Here is a 14,538-nt window from a genome sequence, read left to right on the forward strand (position 1 = left end):
GCGATGGCCATGTCCATGATCTTGTGGATCTTCGTGGCGTGCGCCTCTCCGAGGGCACCGCCGAAGATCCGGAAGTCGTGCGCGTAGACGAAGACCGTCCGGCCCTCCACCGTGCCCCAGCCGGTGACCACACCGTCCGTGAACGGCTTCTTGGTCTCCAGCCCGAACCCGGTCGCCCGGTGCCGCCGCAACTGCTCGACCTCCCGGAAGGAGCCCGGGTCCACCAGCAGCTCGATACGCTCCCTGGCGGTCAGCTTGCCCTTGGCATGCTGGGCCTCGGTCGCCTTCTCGCTGGGGCCGCGCAGTGCCTCCACACGGATCGCGTGCAGCTCGGCCACGCGCCCGCGCGCGTCCGTGGGTTCGCCTGAGGGCTCGGCCTCTTCCAAAACGGTCATGTAGCGACCATACGAAGTCAACCAAGAAAACCGGGCCGTCGACTCCGTACAGTCTCCGGCCTGTTTTCCTGGTACCCCTGAACAGAACCGTGACCGCATGCAAGCAATCTGACTGCTCAGAGGGCATGTGGCTTGTAGAGGTCCCACAAAGCCGCCGGCTGAGAGCCGCCTCACATTCGCGAGTCTCACATGCCATCCCTTGAGTGACAAACCGCCTCGATCGGCGGTCTGCCACAAGCCGCCAGGGCGCCCGCGACGGCGACGAGCGCCGAGAAGCGGGGTGCCGAGCCGCGACGTAACGTCGTTACACGCACGGCAGACGTTGGTTGAAACTTGAACGGAATAGAGCTAGAGTCGCTCTCGTTGACCTCGTTGAAGATTCAACAAACTCCGCGTCGCGGCTTCCCTGGACGAAACCGCGACCCGTCCCCTTAGGAGCACGTCATGGGTATCTTCGGCCGCAAGACCACCGACACCACCACCGCCGCCACGACCCCCGCCGCTGCCGTGAACCCCGATCTCGCGGCGCTCACCGGTGACTACACGATCGACCCGTCGCACTCGGCGATCGGTTTCGTTGCCCGTCACGCCATGGTGACGAACGTCAAGGGCACCTTCAAGGAGTTCGAGGGCACCCTCCACCTGGACGGTGCGGACCCGTCCAAGTCCACCGCCATGATCGACGTCAAGATGGACAGCGTCGACACGCGTTCCGAGGACCGCGACAACCACCTCAAGAGCTCCGACTTCTTCAGGATCGACGAGTTCCCGACGATGACCTTCCGCTCCACCAAGGTGGAAGCGCTGGGCGGCGACGACTACCGGATCACCGGCGACCTGTCGATCCTCGGCGTCACCAAGCCGCTCAGCATCGACCTGGAGTTCAACGGCTCGGCGACGGACCCCTTCGGCAACGAGCGCGTCGGCTTCGAGGGCAAGGCGGAAATCCTGCGCTCCGACTGGGGCCTCACCTGGAACGCGGCCCTGGAGACCGGCGGCTTCCTCGTCTCCGACAAGATCAAGCTGACCTTCGACATCTCGGCGATCAAGAACGCGTGAGCCCCCGACTCACGCCGGTCGGCCCGCCGACCGGCACCGCGAGCGCGCCCGCCCTCTAACTCCCCCACCGGGAGGGCGGGCGCTCCGCCGTACTCGCAACCGCCCCGGCCCGACGACCTTCGCCCCGCCCATCGGCGCCCGTCGGCCGAAATACACAGGTAAGCCCCGACCTGGCTCACGATCACGTCAGGCGCTGCCCTGCTCCAGCCGGGCGACCACGTTCCGCAGTCGCGCCGCCCTGGTCTCGGCGCTCCTCGCCCTCAACAGGCCCACCATGGCCAGGTATCGATCCGTCCTGCCGAGCTGCTCGAAGAAGCGCTTCGCGCGGGGGCTTCGTTCGAGTGCGGCTGCCAGATCGTCCGGCACGGTGGCGTTCTTCTGCGATGCGTACGCCGCCGCCCACCGCCCGTCCACCTTCGCGGCGTTCACCTCCGCGAGTCCGGCGGGCCGCATCCGCCCGGCCGCGGCCAGCTCCTCGACCCTGCGCACGTTCACCTTGACCAGAGGCTGCCCGGCCTGCGCGGGGTGATCCGTTGCAGGAAGTACGACGCGTCGAGGCCCCGGCGATGACCGGTGATCCAACCGTGGCAGAGCGCCACGTCATTGACTTCCCCCGCCGTGACCGAGGTCCGGCCAGACCCCTTCTTGGCGATCTCGACCCACACCCCGGAGCGCAGTCCGGGGTGCGCCGCCAACCAGGCGTCCAACTGGGCGGTGTCTTCGAAGGCCCTGAATTCAGCGTCGTCCACACCGGCGAGAGTCTTCATGGGGGCACGGTATTCCCGTACTAGGTCAGGTTCCGTCCTAAATGGCTCGGCTCACTCACCCTCGTACAGGCACTGATCGGCCGCAGCGGTTTCGAACTCGCACCACACCACCTTCCCGGGGTCCCGCTCCCCCACGCCCCACTTGTCCGCGAGCGCGGCGACGAGGAACAGGCCCCGGCCGTCTTCCGCCTCCGGCTGGGCGTCCGGGCTTCGGATCTCGCCCCCGCCGCTGTCGTGGACCTCGATTCGCAGCACCCGGTCGACATCCAGGGCCAGTTGAAGGCGGAAGCCACGGCCCGGCGGGACGCCGTGGAGCAACGCGTTCGTGGCGAGTTCGCTCACGCAGAGCAGTACGTCGTCGCTGCGCTCTGCCGCGGCCCAGTCGGCCAGGGCCGCGCGGGTGAACTCGCGGGCCAGGCGCACCGACCTGCGGTCTCGGCGGTAGAAGGCCTCGCGGGCGTGGGGGAGTTGGGGTTGCGCGTTCACGGGGCCACTGTCACAGGGTGTCACTAGAGTGGAGCAGTGGGTGAGGTCGTAGTGGTGATTACTACGGCCTCGCTACGAGGCTTTCGGCCGCCGACGGGGGAAAGGGACGCGCATGCACACGGCGAAGAAGCCCAAGAGGGGCAGTTCATGGCAGGCCATCGGTGCGGGGGTTGCCCACTTCAGGAAGCGGGCCCGTCTCACTCAGGAACAGTTCGCGGAGCGCGCCAACCTGCACGTCGACACGGTGGGGTCCATCGAGCAGGGACGGCTTGCGCTCCAGCCGGACCGGGCGGAGCAGTTCGATGAACTGCTGGGGACGGGTGGGGTGTTGGCCGTTCTCGTCGAGAAGATGCCGGTGCGCGAGAGGATGCCGCAGTTCGCACAGGGGCTCGTCGATATCGAGCAGGAGGCGGTCAGCATCCTCTCGTACGAGACGCAGATGGTTCCGGGACTCCTCCAGACCAAGGACTACTGCCGCGCTTCCTTCGACTGCCGCTTCCCGCGTTTCGAGGACGAGGCGGCGGAGCAGTGGGTGACCTCCCGCATGGAGCGACAGCAGATCTGGCAGCGCAAGCAGCCTCCGTTCGGCCACTTCATCCTGGAAGAAGGGATCCTGCGTACGGCCCTTGGTGGAGCGGCCGTCATGCGAGAGCAGATTCGCGCGCTACGCGAGTACAGCGACCTTGTCCACATGGGCTTGCAGATCATGCCCATGGGTCGTGTGCCCCACGCTGGTCTCGCGGGCCCCATGCTGCTGTTGGAGACACCGGACCACGACCACATGGTCTACCTGGAAGTGCAGCGCGCCAGCTTCCTGGTTGACGAACCTGACGAAGTGAGTGTCTATCAGCTGAAATATGGAATGCTGCGGTCACAGGCCCTCTCCCCCGAGGAGAGCGCGTGCCTCCTGGACAGACTGCTTGGAGAGTCATGAACACCGCAGCACGACAGCACCTCCCCATGGATGACCTGGCGTGGTTCAAGTCCAGCTACAGCAGCAACGAGGGCGGCGACTGCCTCGAAGTCGCCTACGACTGGCGCAAGTCCAGCTACAGCAGCAACGAAGGCGGCAACTGCCTCGAAGTAGCCGCCCACGCCTCCGCCGTCCACGTCCGCGACTCCAAGAACCCCTCCGGCCCCGTCCTCACCCTCTCCCCCGCGACCTGGAGCGTGTTCCTTGAGCGCGTCGCAGACTAGGCAGTCCCGGCAGATCGACTGGATCAGCATCGCCTCGTACGAGAACGCGCCGGGGCGCCCCCTCCCCCTGGTGGCCGTTCGCGCTTGACTGCGTGAGCGAGGCATCGACTGGATGCCGTTCGTGTTGGACGAGCTTCGGTGGGATCTCGCCTGTGGGCGTGGGCCCGACGGGCACTGGTGGGGTTGGATCACCGTGTCCGTGGCGGCGGACGCGTTGTGGCGGCTCGGGCTGCATCCCGATCAGGCGACCGGCGGAGCCAACCGGTCCTCTCCTCCCGGCTGGTGGCATGCCGCCGGCGAGCGTTATGCCCTTGGGAGGTGGCCCACGGCCGACCTCAGGGAATAACCCGATGCGGCGCACCCACCCTGTCACTAGGCTCCGCGCATGACCTGGTTGCCTGCCGACTTCGTTCACCCGCTGCGTGTTGAGCTGCCGGGTGGATATCACTTGCGGCCGATCGCCGGGGCCGATGCGGCCATGGACTATCCCGTCGTCATGGGGTCGCGCGAGCGGTTGTGGTCCATTTTCGGTGAGGCCTGGGGGTGGCCCGCCGAGACCATGACGTACGAGGCGAACCAGAAGGATCTGGAGCGGCACGAGGCCGAGATCGCCACTCACGAGTCTTTCAACTACGTCTTGCTCGATGAGTCGGGCACCGGCGAGTTCGGGTGCGTGTACATCGATCCTCCGGAGAAGGCCGGCGCCGACGCCGAGATCTCCTGGTGGGTGGTGGACGAGCGAGTGGGATCCGAACTGGAGCGTGATCTGGACTCGTTCGTGCCCCGGTGGATTGGAGAGGCGTGGCCCTTCGAGCGGCCTCGGTTCATCGGACGTGATCTCTCGTGGCGGGAGTGGCTGGGGCTCGCGGACGCCGACGCCGGTGAGTGACCTACGCATCCCGACGCCTGAACATCGCGCCGCCGAGCAACAGCACCCCTAGCGCGTACGCCGCCAGTACCCCCAGTCCCGGCCATGGGCCGATGGGCAGGCGGGCCAGGTCTCGCGTCGCCTGGATGGCGAGGCCCGCCGGCATCGGGGCCCAGCTTTCTATGCGGTCCTTCCAGGTGGGCGAGCTCAGGAGGTTGGCGAGGAGTGGGACGACGTAGAGCAGGCCCAGGCCTGTGGTGATCGCCGCGGCGCTGTCTCGCAGCAAGACTGCCAGGCCCAGGCCCAGGAGGGCTATGAGGATCAGGCAGAGGGTGGAGCCGAGGGCGGCGCGGAGGGTCGTGGTGTCGGTGAGGGAGAGGAGGGGGTAGCCCTCTTCGGGGGTGAAGCCGTTGCCCGGGAGGATCCAGCGGGCTGCGTAGAGGGAGACGGTGATCGCCACGGCGGCCGCGATGCCTGTCGACACGGCCAGGACCGCCGCCTTCGACGCCAGTACCGTCGTGCGGCGCGGGATCGCCGTCAGCGTCGTGCGTACCGTGCCCGTGCCGTACTCCGCCCCCATGGAGAGGGCGCCCAGGATGAGTGCGGTCGCCTGGCCCAGCCACACGCCCGTCAGTGCCAGCTTCACCGTGTCCTCGTGGCATGCGGCCGCGGTCACGCACTCCCGGGTGCTGACCGAGGACACGGCGGCCGTGCTCACCGCGATCGTCATGACGACGGTCGCGCCGAGGAGCAGCCAACTGCTGGGTAGCGTACGGAGTTTGGTCCACTCGGCGTGCAGTGCGGGCCGGGGCCTCATGCGTCCCTCCTGCGCAGTCGCCATGCCGCGAGGGCCAGTGCCACCACCACGTATGCGCCAAGGACCGCGAAGCCGTTCCACGGGTCGAGGGGGTAGCAGCCCCTTTCCGGGAGGCAGTTGTGCTGCACCTGGGGGTAGTACGTCACTCCCTGCTGGATCGCGAAGGCCGCGGCCGGGGTCACCTTGAGCAGCCAGTGCGCCACCGGGAGCGGGAGGGCGAAGGCGAGGATCTGCGGGAGGATCACCAGGACCACGACGACCGTGATCGCGCCCGCGCTGTTGCGGAGTATCGCGCCCGCGGCGAGGGCCAGGACGGCCACCAGGGCCAGGAGGGCCGCGCTGCCCACGACCGCCCGCAGAGCCGGGGAGTCCAGGAGTGACAGGTCCGGGTAGGCCGGTGGGGCGAAGCCGTTGGTGCGCAGGGTGCTCTGTGCCAGGGAGAAGGCGATGGCCGTCGCCGGCAGGCTTACCGCGAAGGTGACGCCTCCTATCACCAGGGCCTTGGCCGCCAGGACCCGCGCGCGGCGCGGGGTGGCCGTGAAGGTCGTACGGATCAGGCCACGCTTGTACTCGGCCGTGATGAAGAGTGCGCCGAGGGCGACCATGAAGAGGACGGCGACGAAGACACCCTGGAAGCTCATCTGGACGATGTCGCTGCCGGTCTCGTCGGGGGCGATGTCGCCCTGGCCGGTGAGGGTGTAGACGCCGGTGGCGGAGACCGTGGTGGTGCCGGCTACGGGGCGGGCCGGGCCGGATTGCGGGGTGTCGGGGTCGTCCGGGGCGGGGGCGCCCACATCCGTGCTCGTCCAGGCGGCCGCGTCGGCCTCGATGCCGCCGCTCAGGGCGACGTGGTCGAAGGTCGCCGCGGCGCTCGTGCCGCCCGCCGTCTCCGACGTGCCGCCGAACGAGCGGCGCAGGTTGTTGTGCAGCGGGGAGGCGACGAACAGGCCGGCCTGGGCCGTCTTCGGCAGCTCCGGCACCGTGATCGAGCCGACCTTCGTCCAGCGGGAGCCGTCGGAGGACTCGTAACCCGTCAGCTGCGCGCCCGCACGGGTCAGGCGCAGCCAGTGCGGGGCGGTGCCGGACGCGTCGCTGCCCGCTTTGTCCTGCGTGAAGTTCCACTGCAGGCGGACGCCGTGGTCGGGGGTGACCATCAGGGCCGCGTACGGGCTGCCGTTCTTCGTGCTCCCCTTGACCATCACGCCGGCCTTCGCCCAGGGCTCCGGATCCCGGCCGCCGCCGCCCTTCAGGTCGGACACCCGGACCGTCACGCTGCCGTCCTCCGACAGGGGTTGGTGGACGAAGTGGAAGGTGTCGTTGACGCGGGTTCCGTCGGGGGCGACCGTGACGCCGTTCTCGTTGGAACCGTCGGAGGTGCCGCCGGCGGAGAGCTGGGAGATGACGACCGTGACCGCCGCGGCCACGACGAGCACCAGCACCCAGGCGCGTACGGTCCAGAGCTTGGCCCATTCCGCGCGCAGCAGCCGTGCGAAGCCGTCGCGGTCGGGCTGGAGCGAGGAGCGGTACGGAGTGATCGTCGAGGTCATCGGGTCACCTCGTGGTCGGGGGCGGATGTGAACTGGGCGGCGTCCCGTGTCAGTTCCATGTACGCCTCTTCCAAAGTGGCCCGGTGGGCGCCGACTTCCGCGAACGGCACGCCGCCCGCCGCGAGGAGCTCCACGATGCGCTCCGCGGGCAGGCCGGTGACCGTGAGCGTGTCGGCGCCGGTGACCGCGACCGTGCCGCCCTCACGAGCGAGCAGCTCCATCGCCTCTGTACGCGCGCCCGTGCGCAGCGCGACGCGGTCGCCGGACGCGGCGGCGAGCAGGGTGGCGACGGCGGTATCGGCGATGAGACGGCCGCGGCCGATGACGAGCAGGTGGTCGGCGGTGTCCTCCAACTCGCTCATGAGGTGGCTGGAGACCAGGACGGCCCGGCCCTCCGCGGCGAGCCGGCGCAGCAGGCCGCGGATCCACCGGATGCCTTCGGGGTCGAGGCCGTTGACCGGCTCGTCGAGGAGGAGGACCGGGGGGTCGCCGAGCAGTGCGGCCGCTATGCCGAGGCGTTGACGCATGCCCAGTGAGTAACCACCCGCGCGGCGACGTGCGGCCTGGGCCATCCCCACCTGGTCGAGAACCTCGTCCACGCGGCGCAGGGGCAGGCCGTGCGAGTGCGCCAGCCAGCGCAGATGGTCGCGGCCACGCCGGCTGGGGTGCAGCGCGGCGGCGTCGAGCAGCGCGCCGACCTCCAACAGGGGAGAGCGCAGGGCGTGGTAGGGGCGGCCGCCGATGAGGGCACGCCCCTCATCGGGGGTGTCCAGGCCGAGCACGGCCCGCATCGTGGTGGACTTGCCCGCTCCGTTCGGGCCGACGAAACCGGTGACCTGTCCCGGTTCGACCGTGAAGGAGAGGCCGTCGACCGCGACGGTCCTCCCGAACCGCTTGCGCAGGTCCTGCACTTCGATCGTTGCGTCACTCATGCCAGCGAGATTAGGGATCGGCGGGTCTCGACGTCGTCCCGCGACAGAGCCGTCTTCAACGCCCCTGCCGCGAGGGACGGATCGCCTGCCGTGTCCCCCATGCGAGGGAGAACCCGCAGGGTGACGCGCTGCGGCGGCGCCGACGGCACAATGGCGGACATGGGCGAGGACACGGCGCGGCGCGGCGGGGGAATCGCGGGGGTGTGGGAGCTGGTGCGAGGCTTCCCGGCCCCCGTGGCCTACCCGGTTGCCCTCGCTCTCCTGGCCTGCGCCGAGGTGCTGATCCGGGTCGGGAGCCTGCGCGAGAATCTGGCGCTCGCGCTGCTGCTCGGGGTCTGCACCACCCTGCCGCTCACGTTCGTGCTCGGGGCCGACCGTGCCCCGTCGGTGCGGGCCGGGGCCGCCGTGGCCCTGACCTCGGCGGGCGTGCTGGCGCTGGCGCCGTTCCGGGCCCTCACCCTGGCGGGGGTCGTGGGCCAGTTGGCGTCGGTGTACTGGCTCGGACGGGCGGGGGCGCCCCGGCTCAGCGGCGCGCTCGTGCTGCCGTATGTCGTGCTGGCCCTGGTCAGCCAGGACGATGTCACCACCCGGGTGACGGCGGTGTTGGTCGCCACGCTCGCCTCGGCGACGGCCGCGACGGGCATCACGCACCACGTCCGCAACGCCGCGCTGGTGCACAGCGCGACCGAGCGGGCTTTCGCGGACACGCTCCTCGCCCATGCCGCGCGCGGCGAAAGAGCCCGGATCGCAAGGGAGTTGCATGACGTCGTGGCCCATCACATCTCGATGATCGCCGTGCAGGCAGAGACTGCCCGGCTGACCACGGCCGGACTGCCCCCGGACGGCGCCACCCGGCTGCTCGCCATCGGGGACACCGCGCGGTCCGCGCTGACGGAGATGCGGCGGCTGCTGGGGGTGCTGCGGGAGGACGCCGACGTCGGGGTCACGCGGCGCCCGCAGCCGGGGCTGCGCCAGCTCATGGAGCTCATCGACGAGTCCCGGGACGCCTCCGGCTCCCGTACCCGGCTGATCGTCAGCGGGCCGGTCACCCCCCTCGACCCGGGCATCGAGGTCACCGCGTATCGCATCGTCCAGGAAGCCCTCACCAACGCCCGCCGGCACGCTCCCGGTGCTGCCGTGGACGTCGAACTGCGGTACACGGAGGACGACTTGGCGATCCGCGTGCGTGACAATGGGCCGGGTCCCGCGTCCCCGACCGCCGGCCACGGCCTCCTCGGCATGCGAGAGCGCGCCACGATGGTCGGCGGCACGCTGCGCACCGGGCCGGCGCCCGGCGGCGGCTTCCTGGTCGAGGCTCGGTTGCCGGTGCGGGCGGAGGTTCTCGTATGACGGCCGACACCGCACCGGCCCCTCCGGCCGACGCCAACCCGGCCTCTCCGGCCAACATCGAACCGGCGGCCCCACCGGCCAGCGCCAACCTGGCCTCGCCGCCCGGCACCAAGCCACTCCCCCCGGCCGGCACCGAGCCACTCCCCCCGGCCGGCACCGAAGCGGCGCATTCCGTCGACACCGAACCGGCCCCTCCCATCCGTATCGTCGTCGCCGACGACCACGAGCTCGTGCGCGCCGGGTACGCCGGACTCCTGGCCACCCAGTCCGACTTCGCCGTCGTGGGCACGGCGTGCGACGGGGCCGAGGCGGTGCGGGTCTGTCGTGAGCAGGTGCCCGACATCGTCCTCATGGACGTACGGATGCCGGTCATGGACGGTATTCAGGCGACCGCGCGGCTTCAGGGGCCGGAGGCGCCGCGGGTGCTCGTGCTCACCACCTTCGACCTCGACGAGCATGTGTACGACGCGCTGGCGGCCGGGGCGAGCGGGTTCCTGCTCAAGGACGTGACCGCCGAGCGGCTCTTCGACGCCGTGCGGATCGTCGCCGCCGGGGAGGCACTGCTCGCGCCGGTCATCACCCGGCGGCTGATCGCCGAGTTCGCCCGGATGCGCCCCAGGGCAGCACCTCCGCAGAACGCGCTCGCGGTGCTCACTCCGCGCGAGACGGAAGTGCTGCGGCTGCTTGCGGAGGGGTTTTCCAACCCGGAGATCGCCGAGCGTCTGCATGTCGGCGAGGAGACGGTGAAGACGCACGTCAGCCGCATCCTGTCGAAGCTCGGGCTGCGGGACCGTACGCAGGCCGTGATCACGGCGTACGAGTCGGGGCTGGTCGTGCCGCGGATGTCGTGAACCGCCTGGCCAGATTTCCCCCCTTGTGTGAGGCGTCACAGCGTTCTCATAATCCAGCAACAGAATTTGACCAGTCCATGCCAGCAAAGGGCGATTCTTTGCGTCCGCTTGGCATGTTCCCGACATTTCAGCGCCCGTGGTTCCCCGACCTGTATGTCAAACCCCCCACGGAAGGCATCACGTTGAAGTCTCTCCTCAAGGCGTTCAAGAGATTCGCGGTCCTCGGTGCGGCCGCTCTCGCGATCGTCAGCCTTCAGCCCGTTTCCGCCGCGCAGGCCGCCCCGTCGCCGGTCGTCGGCGGAACCCGTGCCGCGCAGGGCGAGTTCCCGTTCATGGTCCGGCTCTCCATGGGCTGTGGCGGCGCGCTCTACACCCAGCAGATCGTGCTCACCGCCGCGCACTGTGTGAGCGGCACCGGCGCCAACACCAGCATCACCGCCACCGCCGGTGTCGTGGACCTGCAGTCCACCACCGGCCGGGTCCAGGTCCGTTCCACGTACGTCTACCGGGCCCCCGGCTACAACGGCAACGGCAAGGACTGGGCGCTCATCAAGCTCGCCTCGCCGATCAACCTGCCGACGCTGAAGATCGCCACCACCACGCAGTACAACACCGGCACCTTCACCGTCGCCGGCTGGGGTTCGGCCTCCGAGGGCGGCGCCCAGCAGCGCTACCTGCTCAAGGCCACCGTGCCGTTCGTCAGCGACGCGACCTGCCGCACCTACAGCGGCTACAGCGGCCTCGTCGCGAGCGACGAGATCTGCGCCGGCTACGCGGCGGGCGGCGTCGACACCTGCCAGGGCGACTCAGGCGGCCCCATGTTCCGCAGGGACTCCGCCAACGCCTGGATCCAGGTCGGCATAGTCAGCTGGGGCATCGGCTGCGCCCGGCCCAACGCCCCCGGCGTGTACTCGGAGGTCTCCACCTTCGCCTCCGCGATCGCCTCGGCGGCGGCCTCTCTCTGACTTCCCCTCGTAGAGACCTCGCATGACCTCGTACCACCTCGTACGACGCAGCGTGAGACGCCGTACGACGTCCACGGGCCCGGTGCTGCCAAGCGCCGGGCCCGTGCCCGCGCCGCGCGGCGGCAACAGGAATGGCAGTCAAGCCGACTTCCGGAGCCGCCCCGTCAGCCTCGCAGGTCGGACAGGTCCTCGTCACTGAGACGGAGATCGTTCGCCGCGAGGTTCTCCTCCAGGTGGTCGAGGGAACCGGTGCCCGGAATCGCCAGCATCGACGGCGACATCGCAAGGAGCGAGGCGATCCGCACGCGCGCGACGGTCGCGCCCAGACGTGCCGCGACCTTGCCCAGCCGTTCGGTGTCGAGTGGGGTGCCGCCACCGCCGAGCGGGAAGAACGGCACGTACGCGATACCCGCTTCCTCGCATTGCGCGAGCAGCCCCGTGTCATCGGCGTACTCGTTCTGGACCGCCGCGACGGGCCCGATCGCCCGGGCCTCGGCGAACTGGGCGGCGTCGACATTGCTGACGCCCAGGTGCCGGATCAGCCCCTGCGCCCGGAGCTCGGCCAGTACCGCGAACCGTTCGGCGATCGACTCGCCACCGGGCCCGGTAATCCCGCCCACCCGCAGATAGACCAGGTCGAGCCGGTCAAGGCCGAGGGCGCGCAGATCCGCCTCGACCAGGCCGCGCAGCTGGTCAGGCGTTGCCTGCCGGCTCGGCACACCATTCGGTCCGAGCAGCGGCCCGACCTTCGTCGCGATCACCAGGTCGTCACGGTAGGGGGTCAGTGCCGTACGGATCAGCTCGTTGGCCCACACCGTCCCTCTGCCGTAGAAGCCGGCCGTGTCGATGTGGTTCACGCCCAGTTCCACGGCGCGCCTGAGCACCGCGATGCCCGTCTCCGGGGCTCGCGCCGGACCGTCGAAGGTGCCCATCGCCAGGCGCATCGCACCGAAGCCGAGCCGGTTGATGGTCAGGTCTCCGCCGAGGGAGAACGTCTTGATCGTCATGAGGCTCATGGTGTCCGCCGCCACGATGCCCGGCGAGCTCGTGGCAGCTTGCTGCCAGACTGGCGGAGTGCGGAATGAAAAGGTGTTCTCAGTCCAAGGGGACACGGAGTTGATGGCGCGTGCCGGTCATCTCTTCGAGTCCGCGTACACCGAGTTCCTGTGCGCCGCCCGGGACCTCAGAACCTGGTCGCAGCCGGAGGCCAGGGCAGCGGTCCAGAACCGGGTGCGCGCCGCGGATTCCCCGGGCTTCACCACGCGCAAGCTGCTCAGCCCGGTGGCGCTCGCCGAGGAGGAGGCCCGCGCGCATCTGCGGCTGGTGCAGAGCAAGGGGGCTCTCGTCCGGATCAGCAGCTCGCCGCTGCCGCACGAGACCATCGTCATCGACCGGCGGGTGATGATCCTTGCCGGCCGGGAGACCCCCACCGGCCGTGAGTACACCGTGACGACATCGCAGAACCTGGTCGACGGCGTGCTCTCGCTGCTCCAGGCGATCTGGGACAATTCCGTTGATCTCGACACCTATCTGCACCGCGACGTCCCCCACCTCGACGCCGACGCCCGCATGATCCTCAAAGCCCTCGGTTCGGGACTCACCGACGCATCCGCGGCCAAACGGCTCGGTGTCTCGCTCCGCACCTACCGACGCCGCGTGGCCGAGCTGATGGCCAAGCTCGAGGCCGACTCCCGCTTCCAGGCCGGCCTGCGTGCGGGCGAGCTGGGGCTACCCCGCTGATCGTGGTGATCGCATACCTTCAGCGGTCTGCGCACCTGAGGAACGCCCTCCAGCAGACCACCGCTAGAAACCTCCGCCGAAGTCCCCGCCGCCCCCGAAGTCCCCTCCGCCGCCGAAGCCACCGCTGTAGTCGCCGGGGTCGAAGTCCGCGCCGGAGACGTCGCCGCCCTCGTATCCGCCGGCGCCGAAGTCGCCGTATCCGGAGCCGTAGTCGGACGCGTACGTCGGGGTGGCCATCATGCCGCCGAGCATCGTGCCGATCAGCAGGCCGGGCAGGATGCCGCCGCCGAAGTAGCCGCCCGCCCAGGGGCCGTAGGCCGGGCCCGCGTCCCAGTACGGGCGGCGGCCGGAGTCGGTGTCCACCTCGCGGATCATGGGGTCGTGGCCGTCGGCCAGCCGGGCCTGGTCGGCCGCGCAGACCGGGACCTGACGGGGCGCACCGCCCGACGGCGTCCACGTCGCGTCGGCGACCGACGGGCCGTGCCGGGGGTCGAAGAAGCAGGGCGCCCGGCGCTCGGGCAGCGGCCTGGCCTCCCGGCGGGCGGCGAGCTTGGCGAGCGAGAAGCGGCCGTCCTCCAGGGCCTCGGTGACGGCGCGCACATCCTCCGGTTTCTGCGCCTGAGCCATGTACCTCTTCGCCTTCTCGTACCCGTCCAGCGCGTGCTCGTAGTCCGTGCGCATCGCGTCGTCCGCGCCCGGCTCTCCCGGCTGGAAGTCGAGACGGTCCAGCTCCTCGCCGAAGGCGGTGATGTCCTCGTCGACCACGACCCGCAGCTTCTCCAGCGCCGCCCGCTGCTCCTCGTCCTTACGGCGCCGGGTGCGGCGTACGAGCGTGTACGCGCCGGCGCCACCGGCCACGAGCAGCGCGCCGACGGTGATCAGCCCGGTGGAGGAGACCCCGCTCCCGCTGTCGCCGGTGTCCCAGCCGGTGGGCGCCGAGCCGCCCATGTTGGTGAGGGCGCGCTCGGTGAAGTCGTCGAGCTGGGTGGCCGCCGCCTCGCCCTGCACGCTGGTGACGAGGTTCTGCACGGCGGTGCGCGGCAGGACGGAGGCGTCGGCCTTCGCGTCGAAGCGGTCGCCGAGGCGGACCGCGTACAGGCCCGTGATGCCGGTGGCGGTGCGCAGCTCGGTGAAGAGGTTCTGCGTCGGGAAGTCCGCGGGCAGCACCGCCACGAAGAGCGGCTTGTCCGCGTCCTCGATCTTCTTCGCGAGGTCGTCGGCATCGGCCTTGGACAGCTGCGCGGACGCGGCCGGGTCGACGTAGACGGGGCTCTCGCGGAGTGCGTCGGCGATCGCGGAGATGCTGGTGGCCGCGGAGACGCTCGTGGCCGCAGGGAGATTCGTGGCCGTGGGGAGGTTCGTGGCAGCCGAGGCGCGCGGGGCGCCGGCCGACAGCACGGCCGCAGCGGCCAGGGCGGCGAGCAGCAACGCGGCCAGCAGCCACGACAGCCATCGGTTCCGTCCGGCAACCTTCATAACTCGAAACTACCCGAAAATCCCATAAAGCAGTCATTTAAGCCGGTCGGTGTGCATATACACCGGTGGGTGTGCATGCCGCGCACGC

At 70.0% G+C, this 14,538-nt stretch carries 15 protein-coding genes and 1 pseudogene; 8 read left to right on the forward strand and 8 right to left on the reverse strand.

The window, feature by feature from the left end; translation table 11 throughout:
• Window positions 1-395 (reverse strand): carboxyl transferase domain-containing protein (locus AB0D57_RS33940; protein WP_362081971.1); only part of this gene is annotated, 395 nt, incomplete at its 3' end.
• Window positions 396-839: 444 nt separating this feature from the next.
• Here AB0D57_RS33940 and AB0D57_RS33945 point away from each other — a divergent pair.
• Entirely contained in the window at window positions 840-1,454 is a 615-nt protein-coding gene (locus AB0D57_RS33945; protein ID WP_362081973.1) for a YceI family protein, read from the forward strand.
• 186 nt (window positions 1,455-1,640) lie between these two features.
• Here the strand turns inward: AB0D57_RS33945 and AB0D57_RS33950 are convergent.
• Window positions 1,641-2,221: pseudogene (locus AB0D57_RS33950) on the reverse strand (YdeI/OmpD-associated family protein).
• Between the two features lie 51 nt (window positions 2,222-2,272).
• A complete protein-coding gene (locus AB0D57_RS33955) occupies window positions 2,273-2,707 on the reverse strand; it encodes an ATP-binding protein (RefSeq protein WP_362081977.1) in 435 nt (144 codons plus the stop codon).
• A 112-nt stretch (window positions 2,708-2,819) separates the two neighbouring features.
• On the opposite strand from AB0D57_RS33955, the gene AB0D57_RS33960 reads away from it, so the two are divergent.
• The 3 genes from AB0D57_RS33960 (at window position 2,820) to AB0D57_RS33970 (ending at window position 4,793) form a co-directional block, all read left to right on the forward strand.
• On the forward strand, window positions 2,820-3,641 hold the full coding sequence (locus tag AB0D57_RS33960) for a helix-turn-helix transcriptional regulator (protein WP_362081980.1): 822 nt from the start codon (window positions 2,820-2,822) through the stop codon (window positions 3,639-3,641).
• On the forward strand, window positions 3,638-3,904 hold the full coding sequence (locus AB0D57_RS33965) for a DUF397 domain-containing protein (RefSeq protein ID WP_362081983.1): 267 nt from the start codon (window positions 3,638-3,640) through the stop codon (window positions 3,902-3,904). The genes AB0D57_RS33960 and AB0D57_RS33965 overlap by 4 nt, the downstream gene beginning before the upstream one ends.
• 385 nt (window positions 3,905-4,289) lie before the next feature.
• Window positions 4,290-4,793 (forward strand): N-acetyltransferase, encoded by a 504-nt coding sequence (locus tag AB0D57_RS33970; protein WP_362081986.1) that lies wholly within the window; start codon window positions 4,290-4,292, stop codon window positions 4,791-4,793.
• Window position 4,794: 1 nt separating this feature from the next.
• Here the strand turns inward: AB0D57_RS33970 and AB0D57_RS33975 are convergent, their stop codons facing one another.
• Genes AB0D57_RS33975 through AB0D57_RS33985 form a run of 3 tightly spaced genes read right to left on the reverse strand, consistent with a single transcriptional unit; the run spans window position 4,795 to window position 8,068 of the window.
• Entirely contained in the window at window positions 4,795-5,589 is a 795-nt protein-coding gene (locus AB0D57_RS33975) for an ABC transporter permease (protein WP_362081989.1), read from the reverse strand.
• On the reverse strand, window positions 5,586-7,136 hold the full coding sequence (locus AB0D57_RS33980) for an ABC transporter permease subunit (protein WP_362081992.1): 1,551 nt from the start codon (window positions 7,134-7,136) through the stop codon (window positions 5,586-5,588). Before AB0D57_RS33980 ends, AB0D57_RS33975 begins: the two co-directional genes overlap by 4 nt.
• Window positions 7,133-8,068: an ATP-binding cassette domain-containing protein gene (locus tag AB0D57_RS33985; RefSeq protein WP_362081995.1), complete on the reverse strand. Its 936-nt coding sequence runs from the start codon at window positions 8,066-8,068 to the stop codon at window positions 7,133-7,135. Before AB0D57_RS33985 ends, AB0D57_RS33980 begins: the two co-directional genes overlap by 4 nt.
• Before the next feature lie 159 nt (window positions 8,069-8,227).
• Here AB0D57_RS33985 and AB0D57_RS33990 point away from each other — a divergent pair, with 159 nt between their 5' ends.
• The 3 genes from AB0D57_RS33990 (at window position 8,228) to AB0D57_RS34000 (ending at window position 11,234) form a co-directional block, all read left to right on the forward strand.
• Entirely contained in the window at window positions 8,228-9,418 is a 1,191-nt protein-coding gene (locus AB0D57_RS33990; RefSeq protein ID WP_362081998.1) for a sensor histidine kinase, read from the forward strand.
• Between the two features lie 197 nt (window positions 9,419-9,615).
• Complete coding sequence (locus tag AB0D57_RS33995) at window positions 9,616-10,269, forward strand: response regulator transcription factor (protein ID WP_362082076.1); 654 nt, start codon at window positions 9,616-9,618, stop codon at window positions 10,267-10,269.
• Between the two features lie 182 nt (window positions 10,270-10,451).
• Window positions 10,452-11,234, forward strand: coding sequence for a serine protease (locus tag AB0D57_RS34000; RefSeq protein WP_362082001.1), 783 nt, complete (start codon window positions 10,452-10,454; stop codon window positions 11,232-11,234).
• Between the two features lie 164 nt (window positions 11,235-11,398).
• On the opposite strand, the gene AB0D57_RS34005 is transcribed toward AB0D57_RS34000, so the two are convergent.
• The gene (locus AB0D57_RS34005; RefSeq protein WP_362082004.1) at window positions 11,399-12,241 is read right to left on the reverse strand and encodes an oxidoreductase; all 843 of its coding nucleotides are present in this window, start codon (window positions 12,239-12,241) and stop codon (window positions 11,399-11,401) included.
• Window positions 12,242-12,308: 67 nt separating this feature from the next.
• Here AB0D57_RS34005 and AB0D57_RS34010 point away from each other — a divergent pair, with 67 nt between their 5' ends.
• Window positions 12,309-12,974, forward strand: a complete 666-nt coding sequence (locus tag AB0D57_RS34010; protein ID WP_362082007.1) for a DNA-binding response regulator — start codon at window positions 12,309-12,311, stop codon at window positions 12,972-12,974.
• A 63-nt stretch (window positions 12,975-13,037) separates the two neighbouring features.
• Here AB0D57_RS34010 and AB0D57_RS34015 read toward each other — a convergent pair whose 3' ends face one another.
• Window positions 13,038-14,450, reverse strand: coding sequence for a hypothetical protein (locus tag AB0D57_RS34015; RefSeq protein ID WP_362082010.1), 1,413 nt, complete (start codon window positions 14,448-14,450; stop codon window positions 13,038-13,040).
• Window positions 14,451-14,538 lie beyond the last annotated feature (88 nt).

The organism is Streptomyces sp. NPDC048275 (assembly GCF_040652275.1).
In the GTDB taxonomy this organism is placed as follows: Bacteria; Actinomycetota; Actinomycetes; order Streptomycetales; family Streptomycetaceae; genus Streptomyces.